Source organism: Verrucomicrobiia bacterium (assembly GCA_035629175.1).
Taxonomy (GTDB): domain Bacteria; phylum Verrucomicrobiota; class Verrucomicrobiia; order Limisphaerales; family DASXHY01; genus DASXHY01.
The window spans coordinates 68976-86062 of sequence record DASPIL010000001.1 but is presented as its reverse complement, the minus strand read 5'-3'; the positions used below and the strand labels follow the sequence as shown (position 1 = coordinate 86062).

The 17087-nt window shown below is 59.2% G+C and carries 18 protein-coding genes; 9 read left to right on the top strand and 9 right to left on the bottom strand.

Features of this window, described 5'->3' with window-relative positions; translation table 11 throughout:
- The first annotated feature begins 100 nt into the window (after window positions 1-100).
- Window positions 101-1978, top strand: coding sequence for an ATP-binding protein (locus tag VEH04_00370; GenBank protein HYG21204.1), 1878 nt, complete (start codon window positions 101-103; stop codon window positions 1976-1978).
- A 22-nt stretch (window positions 1979-2000) separates the two neighbouring features.
- Here VEH04_00370 and VEH04_00365 read toward each other — a convergent pair whose 3' ends face one another.
- On the bottom strand, window positions 2001-3755 hold the full coding sequence (locus VEH04_00365; GenBank protein HYG21203.1) for a hypothetical protein: 1755 nt from the start codon (window positions 3753-3755) through the stop codon (window positions 2001-2003).
- A 100-nt stretch (window positions 3756-3855) separates the two neighbouring features.
- On the opposite strand from VEH04_00365, the gene VEH04_00360 reads away from it, so the two are divergent.
- On the top strand, window positions 3856-4248 hold the full coding sequence (locus VEH04_00360; protein HYG21202.1) for a nitrous oxide-stimulated promoter family protein: 393 nt from the start codon (window positions 3856-3858) through the stop codon (window positions 4246-4248).
- A 28-nt stretch (window positions 4249-4276) separates the two neighbouring features.
- Here VEH04_00360 and VEH04_00355 read toward each other — a convergent pair whose 3' ends face one another.
- The 8 genes from VEH04_00355 to VEH04_00320 form a co-directional block, all read right to left on the bottom strand.
- Window positions 4277-6685, bottom strand: a complete 2409-nt coding sequence (locus VEH04_00355) for a PQQ-binding-like beta-propeller repeat protein (protein HYG21201.1) — start codon at window positions 6683-6685, stop codon at window positions 4277-4279.
- Window positions 6686-6689: 4 nt separating this feature from the next.
- A complete protein-coding gene (locus tag VEH04_00350) occupies window positions 6690-7346 on the bottom strand; it encodes a type II secretion system protein (GenBank protein ID HYG21200.1) in 657 nt (218 codons plus the stop codon).
- Between the two features lie 123 nt (window positions 7347-7469).
- Window positions 7470-8885 carry a group II intron reverse transcriptase/maturase gene (gene ltrA / locus VEH04_00345; GenBank protein HYG21199.1) on the bottom strand — a complete coding sequence of 472 codons (1416 nt, stop codon included), beginning with the start codon at window positions 8883-8885 and terminating at the stop codon, window positions 7470-7472.
- Between the two features lie 512 nt (window positions 8886-9397).
- Entirely contained in the window at window positions 9398-9979 is a 582-nt protein-coding gene (locus VEH04_00340; GenBank protein HYG21198.1) for a hypothetical protein, read from the bottom strand.
- 345 nt (window positions 9980-10324) lie between these two features.
- Entirely contained in the window at window positions 10325-10666 is a 342-nt protein-coding gene (locus VEH04_00335; GenBank protein ID HYG21197.1) for a hypothetical protein, read from the bottom strand.
- Window positions 10659-11048 (bottom strand): phage holin family protein, encoded by a 390-nt coding sequence (locus VEH04_00330; GenBank protein ID HYG21196.1) that lies wholly within the window; start codon window positions 11046-11048, stop codon window positions 10659-10661. Before VEH04_00330 ends, VEH04_00335 begins: the two co-directional genes overlap by 8 nt.
- Before the next feature lie 12 nt (window positions 11049-11060).
- A complete protein-coding gene (locus tag VEH04_00325) occupies window positions 11061-11372 on the bottom strand; it encodes a DUF883 domain-containing protein (protein HYG21195.1) in 312 nt (103 codons plus the stop codon).
- A 100-nt stretch (window positions 11373-11472) separates the two neighbouring features.
- A complete protein-coding gene (locus VEH04_00320; GenBank protein HYG21194.1) occupies window positions 11473-12027 on the bottom strand; it encodes an SRPBCC family protein in 555 nt (184 codons plus the stop codon).
- Window positions 12028-12333: 306 nt separating this feature from the next.
- Between VEH04_00320 and VEH04_00315 the strand changes: the two genes are divergently transcribed.
- The 7 genes from VEH04_00315 (at window position 12334) to flgG (ending at window position 17083) form a co-directional block, all read left to right on the top strand.
- On the top strand, window positions 12334-12573 hold the full coding sequence (locus VEH04_00315; protein ID HYG21193.1) for a hypothetical protein: 240 nt from the start codon (window positions 12334-12336) through the stop codon (window positions 12571-12573).
- Window positions 12570-13412, top strand: a complete 843-nt coding sequence (locus VEH04_00310; protein ID HYG21192.1) for a FliA/WhiG family RNA polymerase sigma factor — start codon at window positions 12570-12572, stop codon at window positions 13410-13412. The genes VEH04_00315 and VEH04_00310 overlap by 4 nt, the downstream gene beginning before the upstream one ends.
- A complete protein-coding gene (gene motA / locus VEH04_00305) occupies window positions 13409-14278 on the top strand; it encodes a flagellar motor stator protein MotA (GenBank protein ID HYG21191.1) in 870 nt (289 codons plus the stop codon). Before VEH04_00310 ends, motA begins: the two co-directional genes overlap by 4 nt.
- Window positions 14279-14281: 3 nt before the next feature.
- Window positions 14282-15055 carry a flagellar motor protein MotB gene (locus VEH04_00300; protein HYG21190.1) on the top strand — a complete coding sequence of 258 codons (774 nt, stop codon included), beginning with the start codon at window positions 14282-14284 and terminating at the stop codon, window positions 15053-15055.
- Complete coding sequence (locus VEH04_00295) at window positions 15039-15308, top strand: hypothetical protein (GenBank protein HYG21189.1); 270 nt, start codon at window positions 15039-15041, stop codon at window positions 15306-15308. Before VEH04_00300 ends, VEH04_00295 begins: the two co-directional genes overlap by 17 nt.
- Before the next feature lie 154 nt (window positions 15309-15462).
- A complete protein-coding gene (locus tag VEH04_00290) occupies window positions 15463-16206 on the top strand; it encodes a flagellar hook-basal body protein (GenBank protein ID HYG21188.1) in 744 nt (247 codons plus the stop codon).
- A 94-nt stretch (window positions 16207-16300) separates the two neighbouring features.
- Window positions 16301-17083 (top strand): flagellar basal-body rod protein FlgG, encoded by a 783-nt coding sequence (flgG, locus tag VEH04_00285; protein HYG21187.1) that lies wholly within the window; start codon window positions 16301-16303, stop codon window positions 17081-17083.
- Window positions 17084-17087: the final 4 nt, after the last annotated feature.

Genomic DNA, 17087 nt, shown 5'->3' with positions numbered 1-17087 from the left:
CGCGGGATCCAGCCGATCCCGCTGCGGCACGTCCACAATCGAGCTTCGTTTGGACGGGATATGGACACAGCGGCACTGACTGGCGCTACTCTGATTATTTATGACGACCTTTGGGCTGCTTGCCGCCGTGCTTCAACTCAGCGTGCCTTCCTACGCGTTCCGCCTCGTCCGCCGGTTCGGTGCGCAGCAGGTAGGATGGTTTGTTGTCACCTCCTTTTGTTGTCTCGCATTGTTTCATCTGCTGGCGCCACTGGGCCGGCTGGCGATCACGCCTGAGCTTCCATTGCACGCTGCGCTGGCAATCACGTCGGTATTGCTGGTGGTGGGCATGGGGCATGTGGAAGCCGTGTGGAGCGAACGGGACAAGGCCCGCCGCGCACAACACGAGGCGCAAACCGAATCGGAAACCCAGTTCATTCATCGCACCCATTCACTTGAACGCACGAATCACCTGTTGATCGCGGAACTCCAGCAACTTCGAGAGCGCGAACAGGCCCTTGCAGAATCCGCGGCGCAATACGACCTGCTGTTCCGCGCAAATCCACAACCGCTCTGCGTAGCCGGGCGGACAACCGCGGAACTGCTCGCGGTCAATGCATCGGCGCTGAAGCTGTTCGGGTGGTCCGCCGAAAACGTCGCGCGCACCTGCTTCGACTGCATCACGGCCGACAGCGCGGAATTCTTTGAGGTTCAACTTCGTCCCGATTGCCCCGAGCCCCGCAGCCTCGGCCAATGGCAGCATTGCCGCAGCGACGGCACCCTTCTCGACATTGAAATCAGCGCGGTGGATCTCACCTTTGCGGGCCGCGCCGCCCGGCTCCTCGTGTTTCACAACGTTTCAAACGCCTGCGAACAGCGTGAACGCGAAACGCGGAATGAACTGCTCGCGCGAGTCAGCCGCATCAGCGGGTCACTGGGAGAATCGCTTGCCGACACGCTCAACCCGATTGAGCAAAACACGGCACGGCTGCTGGCGCGAATTCAGGATGGCGCATGCACCGAATTGCTCCGTCAGGTTTCGACGGCCGCCCATCGCGGATTGGGTTTGAGCCGTCAGCTGCGGGCAATTGGTGGCTGTCATCCCATGACGCCGGAGGTGGTGGACATCAATGCGTTGCTCCGCACAATGAATCCCCTGCTCGCCCGGCTCCTGGGCGAACGGATCATCCTGCAGAATGCATTCGGACCCTTCGCGGCACCGGTCCTGGCGGATTCCAGGCTTATCGAGCATGTCATCGTCAACCTGGTGCTGAACGCGCGCGACGCGATTTCCAGCCAGGGTAGCATCATGCTGAGCACTGCCTTGTTCAGGGTCGAGGCCGCGCCACTTCCGGGAATCGCCGCCGGCCCGTTCGTTCGCATTTCGATTCGTGATACCGGAAAAGGATTGGACGCTGCGGCGCGCGAACACCTCTTCGAGCCATTCTTCACAACCCGGCCATCGGGAGCGTTGGGCCTTGGCCTGGCTGGATCGTTTGGCCTTGCCCGGCAGCACGGCGGATGGATTGAGTCCAATCCAGATTGCGGAACGGGAAGCGAATTTTTTGTCTACCTGCCATGCGCGCCCGCCGCGGCGAACGAAACCGCTGCAGCCGCAAGGGATGGCACTCCCACCCTCGGAACAATCTTGCTGGTGCAGGCCGATGATCGAGTCCGGGCTTCGGCGCGCTGCGCGCTCACCTGGAAGGGATTTCGAGTGATCGAAGCCGACTCAACCGCGCTCGCATTGCTATTGTGGGAAGCGCAGGCGGCAGCGATTGACGTGTTGCTGACCGACGCCAGCCTTTCTGATGGCATCACCGGCCGCGCATTGGGAGAACAACTCCAGGCTTCCAAACCCGGTCTCGCAGTGGTTTGCCTGGCCGACGTGGATGCCACGCCTGCGGAAACACAGGACCGTTGGCGAACCCTGGCGAAGCCGGTGACGTCGGAGGAACTGGTCCTGCAGGTCGAAAAACTGGTCGCCCGGACCGATTGACCCGCTGCCAATCTCCCAAACTTCAGGCGTTCGCCATCATGCCAACGTCCGCGCTCAGCTTGTTTGCTGCTTCGGCATCGACCCAGCGAACGAGCGCAATAAAGTTCAGCAAGGTCGGGCTGTTCGGGTTCGCCCGAAACATGTTTTTCAAGCTGTTCATCACCTTGCTGTAGGTCGACGCGTACTTCTCGTGCGTCAACCGATGCACGTAGGTTTCCATGATCGCGCGGGCAACCGGATCCGTCGACCCATCAGCGAGATACGGCAACTGGCAAAAGACGCGAATGAATGAGATCGGATCCGCTTCCGTCAGCGTCACCCAGCTCTGCTTGATTTCATCGGCCTCATACTTGGCGTGCAACCGTGCGCGCATCGCGTTGGCAATCGTTCCAGGCTCCGATCGGCTCGTGATCAATCCCTTGATCTTTTCCCATGCGAGCTGCCGTTCCATCTCGGGTGTTATTGTGACTTCCGGCTTCAGCTGGTCCAGATTCGTCAGGCCGAGCTGCGTGCCCACCGCCTTGCCGAGCGCCTCCGCGTCTTCCTTGCGCAAGCGGTCGGTGTCCATGATCGCGCGAACGACGAGCCGTTGCATGTCATCATTGATGAGCCGCAGAACCCCCGCTATCGCGGCGGCGGAAGGAGAACTGTTCGGCGGGATGAGATGCTTCACGAACTCGGGAATGACCTGGTGCATGACATCATCCGACGCCGGCATTTTTTCCGCGCGCAGCGTGAGAACGTATCTCAGCGTGCGTCCGTTGCCCCCGCCTTTTCCGATATTGTTGACCACCGCGTGGCGGTAATCGGAATTGAGAACGAACGACAGCAGGCTTTCCGCCTCCTCAATCAATTTCACGTCGAGATGTTCCTGCCCTGCCGGAAGCACGAACTGTTCGATCAGCACGGGCAGGCGCTGGGCAAAGATGACATCGGGAGCTTCCGTGCTCTGGTTTTCGTAATAGTGGATCAGATCCAAAATGAACGAGAGTTTCTGAAATACGCTGCGCTGGGCACGGGCCGTGTCGGATGCTCCCTTGCTATTCTGCACCCGGCGATATAGCTGCGCGAGCGCGTCTCGTTTGCCGCCAAGGACAGCCCCGTTCTGCTGAAGGAGCGTTTCGAAGTCATTGCGAAAACCGAGCACGATCTCCTCCGTGCGCGGGTTTGGATTGAGCTTTTTGTCAGTGGTCAGGTCGTTGAAGAACGCCAGGGCCTCCTCGCCAAATTCGCGGACGATCCGCTCGCGCGGCACCTGGCCTTTGATGTAACAGCGCGTGGCACGGATCACCCGTGGTGAAAAGAAAGTTTCCGGCTGCGCTGGCAGGTTGTTCAACAGCCCAGGTTCGAGCGGCGCCTCGAGCCGGATCAACTCTTCCGCAAGGGGCTTCAACGCACTGATCAATTCACGCTTCGTCTGGTCCAGCGCTTTCAGAACCGCCGGCTGCGGCAGCGCCGATTCCATCTTGCCCTTGGCCAGCACCCCGCAAACTTCGGTGACATGGGCGTTATGCTCGATGAGTTTGGAAACAACCACGCCAATGTCATTGATGGGCAGCTTGCTGACGAGTCCCGTGAGCAGGAGAATCAATTCGCCGTGCGACTTCTGCCGATGTTCGATGACCCGCTCCAGCAGTGAACGGAGCTTTTTGTTATCGTGCTCCAGTACATCCCGCTCCACTTCCAGTTGTTTTACTCGGAGCACCAGATCGTTCCAACCCTGCTGGATTTCCTCAACCGGAGCTACTATCGAGGTCGCGCCTTCGGTTTGCGTCATATGACTAATCTGCATCAACCCCGCCTCTGGTTTCCACCGAAAACATTTGACCGGGATCAAAGCGAAGGAAGCCCGGCTCCTCCACAATGAGCGCGTGAACATGAATGCATCCCGAACGGCATCGGGCGCGGAATTCGCCCGGAACACGACCGACCACAGCGATCGTTTCACCGACCGCCGCCTTGCCCGGGGATGGAAAACGATGCTGGCGATGATCCGTATTTATTGCCGCGGAAAGCACGGGAAAGGTGACGTGCTCTGCGACGAGTGCCAGGATTTCACTGATTACGCCGCCAATCGTCTCGACCGCTGCCGTTTCGGAGCCGAAAAGCCGACCTGCGCCAATTGCCCCGTCCATTGCTATCAACGCCACCATCGTGACCAGGTGAAGGTGATCATGCGCTACGCGGGGCCTCGAATGCTTTGGACGCATCCGGTGTTGAGCCTGTTCCATTGGCTCGACGGATACCGCAAGGCGCCGTCCCTGAACTGAGGACGGGCACGGTCGGGGATCAAGAACTTCAAAACGTGAAGTACTTCAACACCTGCATCTCCTTCTTGAAGATGATCTGTATGTGGTTGTCCTTGAAATGCACGCCCAGCGGCGCGCGCTTCTGGTAGTGGTCCCAGCGGATCCGGCCGTCGTCAGGATCCAGCCGCTTGATCCGCACATACGACGGTGTTTCCATGCCTGTCGCAAAGGGGCTGTCCTTGAGGTCATCCGCGTCGTTCCAGCTCGCGACGTAAAGGAATTTTCCGGAGAGATACGAAATAAAGCCGCCTGCCTGCGTGCTCCAGAGCGATTTGCCGGTTTTGGAATCCACCTTCACGATGACCGCACTTGCGCTGCTCGTCACATCAATCTGCCGCGAATAGCGTATGGATTCGGGACTGGCAGTCGTTGTGTTGACGTAGAGCATTCCCTCGTGATCGAACAACAATCCCGCTATCCCCACCGTGGGAAGCCGCCAATGAACGTTGCCCGACGCCGCATCAACGCTCGTCAGCATGGCAAGGTCGCAGATATAAATCCGGCCGTCGCGCTCAGCGCACGGAAGCTGTCCATGCATGGATTCGTCATCACCCAATTCGCCACCGCCTGAAAGATTGTTGGCGAACGACGCCTCCCAAAGCTTTTTGTTTTTTCGATCGAGGGCGATGATCGATTTGTTGCCCGCGACGAGCGTGATCGTCTGCAGGGGCAACAAACGCGGCCTTCCGATCACTTCTCCACTCCAATCAGGCGCGCCGCCGTCCATGGCGTGGACCGTCACCCGATAACGGCTTTCGTTCTCAACAACCTTGTCTCCGCCGCGATTGCGCTGCATTTCGTTCAGCAGCTCGTTCGCAATTTCCTGCGTCTTGGACGCATTCACTTCCCCGTCCAACGCGGAGGTCTTCGGCGCCTCTTTCATCGCGACCCGTTCGACAAGGCGTTCCTCCAGCAGCCGGACCGCAAAGCCGTAATCTCCATTTGGATTTGGAACAAACGTAACGCTGTCTCCCGGCGTGATCGCACCTCCAAAAACGCGGCGCAGCTGCACAGGATCGGGTTCGTCCCCGTCAAGTTCGCGAAAGATCCTTTCCTGGTTCATGGCATTCGCCACGATTGCAGGGAGCGCGATCTTCTCCGGCAGCGACAAACGTTGGGCGTCCGCAGCCACGCGGGCGGGGTCCATCGGTACCCGACGATCCGCTCCAGCGCTTCCCGGCAATCCGGCGCCCGCCGGGACAGAGACCGCAATCCGGCCCGGCGCCGCGGGCCGGCCGGCTGCCCGTTGTCCCGCTGCCGCCGCCTGAACGGGTTCACCCACCGTCTCCATGCGATGCTCCCCGCTTGCCAGGTTCACATGCGTGATCAGGCGCTGCCCCACATCGTTGCCGGCCCGGATCGTCAATTTTTCCGATGCACGGGAAACGGCCTGGCCGTGTCCAGGCACGGCAATCTCTTTTTCATCCGCACCTGTCTCCCAATTCAAGAGCACCAGTTTTCCGGAATCCCCAAAATTCAGCCACACGTTGGATCCTTGAACGAAAACATCGAACGAATCCGCCGCCGCCTCATAGGTTCGCTCCATCATGTCCTCTTCGGTGGGAGGAGCGGGGATTCGATCCCAGCCGGCTTCGCGGACGGATTTGAAGAACGCCTCCACGTTGCGGTTTTCCTGCTCTTTGAATTCCTGCAGCCGGCTTGCGGATATCAACTCGCGCGCCCAGACCTCCTTCTTACCCTTGAGATCGTAACGAGACAGCGTCACGCCATGGAGGAATATCATTTGATCGGGCCCGCAGAACTCGGTTTGTGCGTTGAAGACGCCATCGGGAAATTGAACTGCAAAGTGCGGGCTCGGGCGGGAGGCGAACCATTCATAATAAACCCACGAACCCAGCAGCAGCCCAATCATTCCCGCCACGGCCGCAGTCACCCATCCGACTTTCCTCCACAACCGCGCTTCACTGACAGACTTCTGGCCCGCATACACAGGCACCTTCATTTTTCGCGCTTCGGCTCGGGACCGGCAGAATGGAGAGCAGACGTAACCAAACAGTTCCATGCATTTGGGGCACATTGCCTTGCTGCAAACGAGGCACTGGTGAGCGATCGGTTGCCCGGCGTGTTTGACGCACGACCCGCCCGGCGCAGGATCCTCAAGCGTTGCGGCCTTGGCCGGTTCAGAAAGGGCGACGTGAATCCGCGGAGCAGCAAGCCGGGGCGCGGCGCTGGGAGGCTCCGGGTTCGCTGGAGAACCCACGATGCTCGACGGTTCGGCGGATATTGTGGCTGCAGAAAGCTCCTGTTGAATCAGCTGGTTAACCGCTGTAGATGAATCCAGGCCGCACGCGGGACAGATGAATTGCACCGGCTGCCGCTCCATTTCCGGTGTGACGTCGATGACAAATTTCGCGCCGCAGGAACAGAGGATTTTCATAGGATCAATCAGGGTTCAACAACACGACCTTCGGGCCGAAGCTAAGATCGAACGGCGACACAGCAGAACTCGTCTCCAGGCGCCCATCCGTGAAAAGGAAATTTCCGCCGAATTCATGATGATTGTTTCCCGGCGCTTTGCCGTTCGCGGAGAACACCGCTGTCTGCAAGGCCTTGCTCTGCGCGTTCACCTGCTCATCTGACAAGAGCACTTCACTCCCTTTATCCGCGCGACGCCCCATGTAATAGGAGTAGCTGATGTGGCGATTCCGGATGGATTCCCCGGCGGGCAGCGCGGCGTCCTTGCTGCCCGGACAAATGAAGATGCTGGTGTCCACGCTGTATTTGGGGACCAGCACGTGCAAGGCGCCGGCCGGCGTGGTTGCGTCCGACACAAACGGAAAGTCCCCTTGAAAGTCGCGGGCGTAAATCTCCATCGCCAGATAGAGCTTCTGAAGATTTTCACGGCAGCGGCGCTTTTGCTTTTGCTGGTTGCTGGGCGATCCAAATCCCCAGAGCATCACGGACATGACGATCAAAAGCGCCAGCGTGATGAGGAGTTCAACGAGGGAAAAGCCGCTGCAGGCGGGACGGGAAAGCGGAACCTTGCTGAAAGCCTTGGGCCGAACGCTGCGGGAGCGGCTGTCACCAGAATTCCTCACGCACCCCGTCTTACCCTAAAAACAAAGCGCCCGGCAATGTGATTCTGGAATCGGGTAGGAGGTGAGGGATAAACCTCACCGTCCTCCCACACCACCGGACGTACGGTTCCGTATCACGGCGGTTCACAAAGACTTGGCTGCTCGCAGCGCAGTCTGCCTGACCACTTCCTCACCCAGCAACTGCAAGCCCAGCCGCCGAAAATAGGCGGTCGGCAGCGCCGCATTCATGTGTGACGCTCCGGCATTCCACCATGGTCCATGGCCATTGAAGGCACTGGCCCGGGCTACATTCCCGTCCAGTCCCAAAGCGATCAGCCGTTTGCATCGCGTCCTGCCGCGCTTCCATTTTCTCCATTCCAGGCAACGCAGTTTCCTGCGTATCCACTGGTCCAGTTCTTCGAACACGTTGCGCGTTTGAACCACACTGAAGTAGCTGGCCCAGCCGCGCAACAGCGGTTTCAGTTCTTCGAGGAGCTTCCGCAGGTTGCGGCCTCTTCCGGCTCGGAACTTCTCCCGCATCTTGTCTTTGAACCGTTCCACGCTTTGCGGCGCCACTCGCACCCGGCTTTCCTTCTCCGCCGTCAGTGAATAGCCCAGGAACTTTCTTTTCCATGGACGCTCCACTGCGCTCTTGAGCTGGTTGACCGTGAGCTTGAGTTTCTCCCGCAGGAACACAGTGAGCGATTGCATCACCCGTTCTCCGGCCCGCCGACTGCCTACGTAGATGTTGCAGTCGTCGGCATACCGACAGAACCGATGCCCACGCCTTTGCAGTTCCTTGTCCAGATCATCCAGAAGGATGTTCGAGAGCAGCGGTGAAAGCGGTCCGCCTTGCGGCGTGCCTTCCACGCGCTGCTCCACTATTCCTCCCAGCATGATCCCACTTTCGAGATAGCGTCGGATCAAGCGGAGCATTCGCTCGTCTTTGACCCGCCTCGCCACCCGCGCCATCAATGCGTCGTGGTTGACCCGATCAAAGAACTTTTCCAAATCCATGTCCACAACCCAGCGCTTGCCGGAGCGAACGTGTCTTTGAGCTGCTTTGATCGCCTGCTGCGCACTGCGTCCGGGCCGAAACCCGTAGCTGTGCGCCGAAAACACCCGCTCCCATATCGGACCCAGTGTTTGATGGATCGCTTGCTGGATGAACCGATCCAAAACGGTCGGTATGCCCAGCATGCGTGTGCCTCCTCCGGCTTTGGGTATGTCCACCCGCCGCACGGGGCGTGGATGGTAAGTGCCCTTGAGGATTTGCTCTTTGACCCTGTCCCAGTGCTCCAGCAGATACCGGCGGAGCTGGCTCGTTTCCATGCCGTCGATTCCCCCGGCACCGGCGTTGCGCTCCACGGCCTGCAAAGCCCGGATCAGGTTGCCTCGTTCGAGCATCGTCTCGATGAGGTCTGGCTTTCTGGGATCGGCTTGTTCCTCGGTTCCCGGGAAGTTTGCGCCGCTGACCTGCATCCTTCGCAGCTTCCGGCTGGAACCGTGCAGATCAACTTCCGATATCTCAATCGTCTTTTCTGGCGCTGCTTCTTCCATCGAAAACCAAGGCTTCCGTTCCTGTCTTTCTGTTCAGCCCTTCGGCGACACAAGGCCCGCCTACTACGGCTTCTGCTGACTTCTCCAGCGGCATCGTCGCGACCTTTCGGCCACGCTAGCTTTATCGCAACCACTGGAGATCTCCCCGGGTAATGCGCACTGACTTCCACGCTTATGTCCGCCCGATATACGCTCGCGACTTCCGTGCAAGAACTGGACTTTGAGTCATTTTGCCCTCTTGTCCGTCGCGTTTCGCCTCGTATCGGGTTTCTGTTCGTCAGACCAGCGCTTTGCTTACAGCTTCCTTCAGATTCCACCTCGCGGCGGACACCCTTGCTGTTCGGCTAGCAGTTCCCCTTGCCGGGCCTGCGTTGGACTTTAACCAACTAGTCAGTGCGCCCTGCCGGGCGCACAAAGAAAAAAGCGCCGGACCGAAGTCCGACGCCGAACTAACTGGAGTAGTTCAAACTAAACGCGCCGCAAGGCGCCGTGTTGCGAAGAGGCCAGGCCGATCAGAACACCAGGCGCAGTCCCGCGCGCAACAGCAAGCTGTCGCCGCTGTCATCGGGCCACAAATACCGGGCGTCCGCAAAGATGCCGGTGATCGGGTTAGGCCTGAATTCAAGTCCAATTCCTGCGTGGCCTGCCCATTCCCAATGCCTGTCCGTCAACCGCGTGCCGCCGCCAAAGATGTACGGGGCCAACCCGACGGACTCGATCGGGAACCGCGCGATCAAGCTGCCTGAGGCACTGTCGATGAAGTTGCCATCGTTATCGGAAATATTGAGGTCACCACCGAACCCGATTTCCCGGGTCAGGAAGTAATTCAATCCGATGCCGCCACCCCATGTGCCCCGGCGAATGTTTGTGTCAAACACATCTTCGACTTTTTCCTGGCCGGCCCAGTAGCTGCCGAACAAATCGAGGTTCAGTTCGTGCGCCGTGAACTTCGAAGTATTTTGGGCGTCGTACACGAAGTGGTTTCCCCACCAGCCGCGGGGATCGTTCCAGACGTGTGCGGTATCCTGCGCCTGGGCGACCTGCCCGACCAGCGTTACCGCAGCAGCAACTGTCAGGATTTTCGTTATTTTCATAGTTATGTCGTACTTGTTGGTTGTTACTTGTTCCTCACTCGCTCCAACCTACGTGACGAGCATTCATTGTCAGTAGGGTCAAAACCCCAAAACGCTGTCACGGATTTTTGTCTTCGCGCGCTCCGGCACCACGGTGATTCGGTCCCCCGGCACGCTGGCGGGCGCCCCCGCGGCCCGCGGGCTTCACGCCCGAACTCTGCCGTCTCGATCTTTCCATCCCTGTGCCAGACTCAGACTGCGCCAGCTTCTGTTTTCCAGCAGCGCGGCGCGAACGCGTTCTCGTGAGAGTGGGCTTGCCGCCCGGTCGTCCTTTGTTTGCTGTCATATTACGTTGTGCTTGGCTCGTTACATTCGTCGTTCAAGGTAATCCTCCGCAGCAATGACTTCGTCGCCGTCGAGCATCCGGCGTCGCGATCTCGATGCGAGAACGGGTCCCAGTTTGCTCACCATCTGCCATCCGAGGAACGCCAGTGCGCTCCATTTCCGCGCCCCGCGGCGTTTTGCGATCAGCGACGTGAGCATCGGGATGCCAAAAGCCAGGAGCGGGTTCCCTCCGCGGAACGAAGTCATCCGGCGTTTTGTCTTAATCCCGTAGATGCGGAAATTCTGGAATTCGAGTTTCAGAGTTTCCCGATATACCGCCGCCTCTGCCATGAGCAGCTTCTTTCGTCGTTCCAGATCATTCACTGAATGCCTCCATGAGTTCGCTGTCCTTTTTGAATTCGTTCAGCGTGTCGCCGAAAGGTACGCGCTTCAGCAAGGCTTTCAGGCTCATGACGGCCCAGATCGTTCCTGCAAGATATAGCACCGCAAAGCCGCCAACCGCCCAGAGGCGATATTCCTCCGGCACCACGAAGATCACGGCACCGGTTACCAGAAGAGCTGTCATGATTGAGAGAAACACTGCCAGAACCCCGCGGATGATCAGCTGAATCAAACGCGCCTTCTCCTCCTGCAACTCGACCATGAACAGTTCGCCGCGGTTTTGCAGCGCACCCAATCCTGTCGCCATCGTCTTCCGCACCAGCGTGCTCAGGCCAGGGCCTGTATCGTCATGCGATCGGTTCATGGCAGTTGCGGGTTAACGGCGGCCTGCGAGGACGCCGATCAAAAGACCAAGGCCGAATGCAACGCCAATGGATTGATAGGGATTCTCGCGGATCATTCGGTCTGCAGCCTTCGCCCCCTCCATTGCGCGCTCCTGCAAGCGCCGCTGGGTCTCACGCGCCACTTCCAGTGCCGCCGCAAGCTTCTCCCGGGCCGCGTTACCGCGCTCACTCAAATCTTCGGCCCCCGCTTTCAGCAGTTCCTCACCGTCCTGCACCACTTCGCGCAGATCCTGCAAAAGCTTCTCTGTTGATCGTTCAATGTCTGTCTCACTTCGTGTTTCCATAGAATTCCTTTCTTTGCGGGTGAATAACTCAGCGTGATCGTAAAAGTGCGTCAAGCACGACGATATGGGGTATTGTGCTGAACGCACCCCTGCCGCGGGCTTATCCCGGAAAACTCGTTTCCGGCCCGCGCGATGTCGAACCGGGCGGACGGCTGGTGTCTGAAGTTCCGGCTGCGTCCAGCGATGCCGAGCCGCGCAGGTCGCCGTGCCGAATCTCGCCGCGCCAGGAACCCGTTTCGGTGCCGCGATGCTGGATGAAGTCCTTAAACTTCCTCAGGTCGGCTTCCACCCGCCCGGAAAGCACCCCCATGGCGCTGCCAATGTTTTCCATCGCCCCCTCGGGTTCATAGCTCAGGCGCAAGGTCACCACCGTGCGATTCTGGTCGGCCGGGCGGAAATGAACCACGCCCGAATTCGGAGCTCCTGACGTACTGCGCCAGGCGATGCGATCGTCGGGGATTTGCTCGAGGATCTCGGCATCCCATTCTTTCACGCGGCCCGCAACCTTCGCCACCCAGTGCAGGTGCTTGTCGTCCAACTGACGCACTTCCTCCACGCCTTCCATGAAGTGCGGGAATTCTTCAAATTGCGTCCACTGATTGTAGACCTGTCGTACGGGCGCCTCCACCTCAATTGATTTTTCGATAGTTTCCATAAGTTTCAAATGTTTTGATGATCACCGCCTCACTGCTGCAGTGTTGCATCAACCTACGTGCGGCCCGGGCGGCGTCGAGGCGCGTCGTGATGGGGTATTTCCCGGGCAAACCGGCTGCGCGTGGCATCCAGAAGTTCCTCTCGGCATAAATTGCAGGGCTCGCCCGCTGGCAGGGAAAAATGTTCCCAGAGTTTCCGCTCAAGTTTTCCAAAAATCCAAATTTTCGACGCGGCGGCCGCAATTCCAGCCGTGCCGCTCAACTTTATAACGTGTGGCAGACCACCTGCTAAACCGTGTCGCAGTCGCATGAAGTCGTTGATGATTCTAGGGTCAATAGTCGGATTCGTGGTGGGTGCCAGCTTTGCGCTGGCCAGCCAGAGTTCATGGCCAACCTCCCTTTGGCGCGCCTCCGCCGCAGCTCTGGCGGGTGCGCTCCTCATTCGTTGGTGGGGCAGGATGTGGATCAATGGCTTGCGCGACTCCCTGCAGCAACGCCGCTACGCGCGGCCGTCAACACCGGCAACCAAACCTAACAACAAGATATGAAACCCCGTTCCAGCGCGACCGAGTCTCCGTCCGTCGCAACCGAAGTCCGTCCGACACCGCAGGAACTCTGGAAACGCTACCATCGCCGCAACGATCCCACTGTCGAGAACGCGCTGGTCGAGCAATACATCCCGCTCGTTCGCACCGTCATGGGCCGCCTCGCCATGACCCTGCCGGAGCACGTCGACCACGACGACCTCAACAGCGCCGGTCTGATCGGCCTGCTGCAGGCCATGCGCAACTTCGACCCCACATGCGGCACGTCCTTTGAAACCTACGCCCGGCTGCGCATTCGCGGCGCGATGCTGGATGAACTTCGCCGAATGGACTGGGTGCCGCGGACGATCCATGAGAAGGCCCGGCGCGTCCAGGAAGTCCTGAACCAGCTCGAACAGAAGCTTGGCAGGGCGCCCAACGAGGAACAGATGGCTCATGCTCTCAACATCCCCGTGCGCGAATACACTGAACTGCTCGACGAAATCCGGCCCGCCGCGTTTGTCTGCCTCGATTCCAGCGCGAGTTCGGATGGCAATGACAGTGGCAATCTTTACGAGGTGGTGGCCAATCCGCACAGCGACAACCCTGTTGATGAAGCTTCCCGGCGCGAGTTGAAGGATGTCGTCTTGAAACGGTTGAACCAACTGCCCGAGATTCAGCGCAAGGTTCTCGCGCTTTACTACCACGAGGACCTGCACCTGCGCGAAATCGCTGAAGTGTTTGGCCTGACCGAATCCAGGATCTGCCAGATTCATTCGCAGGCCATCATGTCCATTCGCGCTTATATCCAACGCTATGAAGCCGGGATGGCCGGCAATGCCACTCCTCCGAAGCTGTCATGATCATCATCATCGGCATCATTGTTGTCACTGGCTCGATTATCGGTGGCTTCATCATGGGCCACGGAAACGTCTCCGCCTTGTGGCATCCCAATGAGCTGATCATCATTGGCGGCGGCGCGCTGGGCGGATTGATCATCATGTCGCCCAGGAAAGTCCTCATCGACATGGTGAAGGGCATCATCACCTGCTTCAAGGGAGCGCCCTACAACCGCCCTGCCTACGAGGAGTTGTTGAAAGTGCTGTACGAACTGTTCCTCCTCGGACGCCGCAACGGCATGATCGCACTCGAGGAACATGTGATGGAGCCGCAAAACAGCGTCATCCTGAAACGCTATCCCCTTTTCGCAGGCAACAAACACGCGGTGGAGTTTCTCTGCGGCAGCCTGCGGCCCATCATTGATGGCAAGATCAAGCCCGACCAATTGCGCATGTTGCTGGACGTCGAGATCCAGCGCATGGAGATGGAGCACCACGCGCCTGTCAGCGTGCTCACGAAAACCGCGGACGCGATGCCCGGCTTCGGAATCGTCGCGGCCGTGCTCGGAATTGTGATCACGATGGCGTCGATTTCCGGCCCTGTGGAGATGATCGGCCAGCACGTCGCTGCAGCGCTCGTCGGGACCTTTCTCGGAATTCTGCTTTCCTACGGCTACATGAATCCGCTCGCCACGAACCTCGAGTTTATTGGCGAAGCCGAATTGGATTACACCAAATGCATCTCCGCCTGCGTGGTGGGTTTTGCCAACGGCATGGCTCCTGTCACGGCAGTCGAGATCGGACGCCGCGGCTTGAGCAGCGATCTGCGGCCTTCCTCTGAAGAGCTCGAGCAGATGCTGAAAGCGCTCAAGGCGCCCGCCAAAGGTTGATTCATGCCGAAAAAACATGCTCATCACGGTGGATCCTGGAAAGTCGCCTATGCCGACTTCGTCACGGCCATGATGGCACTGTTCCTCTGCCTCTGGCTGACGGCGCAGGACACGAAGATCAAGGATGCCGTCGAGCGTGCGTTTCGCAATCCCTTCTCGGCGGTGAACAAGGAATCGACGGGCATCCTTCCGAACCAGGACAAGGACGCCAGCACGCAGAAGAAGAACAGCGGCGGGCAATTTCAATCGGCCAATGCCGTCGAAATGGAGATGCTGCGCCACATCACTGAGGATCTCTCGCGCATGCTTGCCGACATGGAGGACGCGCAGAACACTGTTCAACTCGATCTCACTCCCGAAGGGCTGCGCATCAATGTCTTTGACCGGTCGCAAAAACCCGTGTTCGAGCAAGGCACCGACGTGTTCACCGTTTATGGCGCATGGGTGTTCTCCACATTGGCGTGGGAAATTTCACGCTACCAAACGTTCCGCATCGAACTCGAAGGACACACGGAAGCCACGCAGCAGACGGGCCGCGAGTCGCACAGCAAATGGGAGCTCTCATCGGAACGAGCCAACGCCGCGCGCCGCAAGCTCCTGCACAGCGGAGTGGCGTCAAAACAGATTTTTAAAATTTCCGGCTTCGCCGACACGCAGCCGATGCCAAATACCGAACCGAACGCGGAAGTAAATCGCCGCGTCACCGTGCTGCTCAAGGTCAACCCGCCGCAGCCGCTCGTTTCCTCCGCTTCCCAGGACCATGAATCCCAACCGTGAATTTGTGCCGCTCTCGACGGCGGCCACTGTTTCAAACGCGGGTGTTTCCGCCAGCGTCACGGTTCTGCCCCAAGCGGCAAACGCCCAGCCGTTCCGCCCGCTCGGCCAGTCTGCTCCAGCCGTCGCGGCGACGCACGGCGCGGCCTGCGAGCCGCGCGTCACCCTTTTGCGTGAAGGCGATCGTGTCACGACGATTCAGGTGAACTGCGGCTGCGGCCAGCTGATCGAACTAGCCTGCGTCTACGGGTCGTAGTTCGCGCAGGCGTATTCTGCCTGTCCGTTCCCGTTCCCGCCTTGCCCCGGCAAAAACTGCTCCTGCCCCGGAAGGTTCTTCCGCTTTCCACTTCATTTTCCTGCAAAACGGCAGCTTTTAACCAGTGGCACATCCGCTGCTAAACAGCCCCTGAATGAATGTCAGCCTCTACCAGGCATCTGCCGCGATGAACGCCCACTCGCGCTGGCAGGAACTCATTACGCATAACCTCACCGCGGGTTCGGTCCCCGGATATCGCAAGCGTGACATCTCCTTCAGCGCCGTTGAAGCCGGACATCCCGGCGCCGCCCTGAATGCATCGCAGATTTCAACGGTGATGCCCGCCGCGCGTCCTGGAACCAATTTTCAACCCGGCCAGCTCCGCCCCACTCGCAACCAGTTTGATTTCGCGCTGGATGGCCCCGGATTCCTTGAAGTTCAATTGCCAAACGGCAACAAGGCCTACACGCGCGACGGCGAATTGCACATGAGCGCGCAGGGGCAGCTCGTCACCAAACAGGGTTATCCAGTCGTCAGCGACAGCGGCCCCCTGCAATTTGATCCCAACAACAGCGGCGCCATCACGGTTTCGTCAAACGGTTTCGTCAGCCAGGGCGGCGACGTCAAAGGCACCCTGCGATTGGTTGAATTCAAGGATCCCCAGGCGCTCACTCCGATTTCGGCAGGTTTCTTCCTTGCCGACCGCCCGGAAGCCCAGCCCGAGGCCGCGCTCAACACGGAGGTGCGCCAGGGATACCTCGAAGGTTCAAATGCTTCACCCACCGTCGAGATGGCAAGCCTCATCACATCGATGCGCATGTTCGAGGCAAACCAGCGCGTGCTGCAAATGCAGGACGAACGCATGGGCAAGGCGCTCTCCGAATTGACGCAATCGTGATATGAATTTCCTGCAGCCCATCAACCTGGTCCCCGCCGCGAGGCGTGGTGTGTTCCTTTCCGCACCACGCCCCGTTCGGCCACAAATCTGAAGTATGCTCCGCTCCCTCTATTCCGCCGCTGCCGGCATGCAGTCGCAGCAGATGAACCTCGACGTCATCTCGAACAACCTCGCGAACGTCAACACCACGGGTTTCAAGAAGAGCAAGATTGAGTTCCAGGAATTGCTCTATCAAACCACGCGGGCGCCCGGCGCCGAACAGGGCTCGGGCAATCTCCTGCCCACTGGCATTCAGATCGGCGAAGGCTCACGCCCTGTCGCCACGTCGCGCATCTTCACCTCCGGCGACCTTACTCAAACAGGCGAGCGGCTCGATGTTGCCATTCAGGGCGACGGATTTTTCGAAGTGCAGCAGCCCGATGGCTCCCGCGCCTACACGCGCGACGGCGCTTTCAAGACCGCTGCCGATGGACGCATCGTCACGAGCGACGGCCTTCCGCTTCAGGGCGGATTCCAGCCCGTTCCTGCCGGAACCACGAACATCACGATCGGAGCCAATGGCGACGTGACTTACAGCGGTGCAAACGGCACAACCAGTTTCCAGGTTCAGCTAGTCCGCTTCAACAATGCGGGCGGCCTCGAAAGCATGGGCAGCAACCTTTATCGCGAAACCAACGCGTCAGGCCCTCCCGAACTCGGCAGCCCCGGCCAGAACGGATTCGGCACGCTCAACCAGGGTTACCTGGAAATGTCGAACGTGAAGGTCGTGGAAGAAATGGTGAACCTCATCCTGGCGCAACGCGCTTACGAAGTGAACGCCAAGGCCGTGCAGGCCGCGGATGAAATGATGCAGCAAAGCAACAATCTCCGACGCTAAGCGC

Coding starts and splice junctions, on each gene's coding strand:
- VEH04_00310 (HYG21192.1), top strand. CDS start 12,570: ATGAAACCCCGTTCCAGCGCGACCGAGTCTCCGTCCGTCGCAACCGAA.
- VEH04_00315 (HYG21193.1), top strand. CDS start 12,334: ATGAAGTCGTTGATGATTCTAGGGTCAATAGTCGGATTCGTGGTGGGT.
- VEH04_00295 (HYG21189.1), top strand. CDS start 15,039: ATGAATCCCAACCGTGAATTTGTGCCGCTCTCGACGGCGGCCACTGTT.
- VEH04_00300 (HYG21190.1), top strand. CDS start 14,282: ATGCCGAAAAAACATGCTCATCACGGTGGATCCTGGAAAGTCGCCTAT.
- VEH04_00355 (HYG21201.1), bottom strand. CDS start 6,685: ATGAAAATCCTCTGTTCCTGCGGCGCGAAATTTGTCATCGACGTCACA.
- VEH04_00360 (HYG21202.1), top strand. CDS start 3,856: ATGAATGCATCCCGAACGGCATCGGGCGCGGAATTCGCCCGGAACACG.
- VEH04_00330 (HYG21196.1), bottom strand. CDS start 11,048: ATGAACCGATCGCATGACGATACAGGCCCTGGCCTGAGCACGCTGGTG.
- VEH04_00340 (HYG21198.1), bottom strand. CDS start 9,979: ATGAAAATAACGAAAATCCTGACAGTTGCTGCTGCGGTAACGCTGGTC.
- ltrA (HYG21199.1), bottom strand. CDS start 8,885: ATGGAAGAAGCAGCGCCAGAAAAGACGATTGAGATATCGGAAGTTGAT.
- flgG (HYG21187.1), top strand. CDS start 16,301: ATGCTCCGCTCCCTCTATTCCGCCGCTGCCGGCATGCAGTCGCAGCAG.
- VEH04_00325 (HYG21195.1), bottom strand. CDS start 11,372: ATGGAAACACGAAGTGAGACAGACATTGAACGATCAACAGAGAAGCTT.
- VEH04_00290 (HYG21188.1), top strand. CDS start 15,463: ATGAATGTCAGCCTCTACCAGGCATCTGCCGCGATGAACGCCCACTCG.
- motA (HYG21191.1), top strand. CDS start 13,409: ATGATCATCATCATCGGCATCATTGTTGTCACTGGCTCGATTATCGGT.
- VEH04_00320 (HYG21194.1), bottom strand. CDS start 12,027: ATGGAAACTATCGAAAAATCAATTGAGGTGGAGGCGCCCGTACGACAG.
- VEH04_00370 (HYG21204.1), top strand. CDS start 101: ATGACGACCTTTGGGCTGCTTGCCGCCGTGCTTCAACTCAGCGTGCCT.
- VEH04_00365 (HYG21203.1), bottom strand. CDS start 3,755: ATGACGCAAACCGAAGGCGCGACCTCGATAGTAGCTCCGGTTGAGGAA.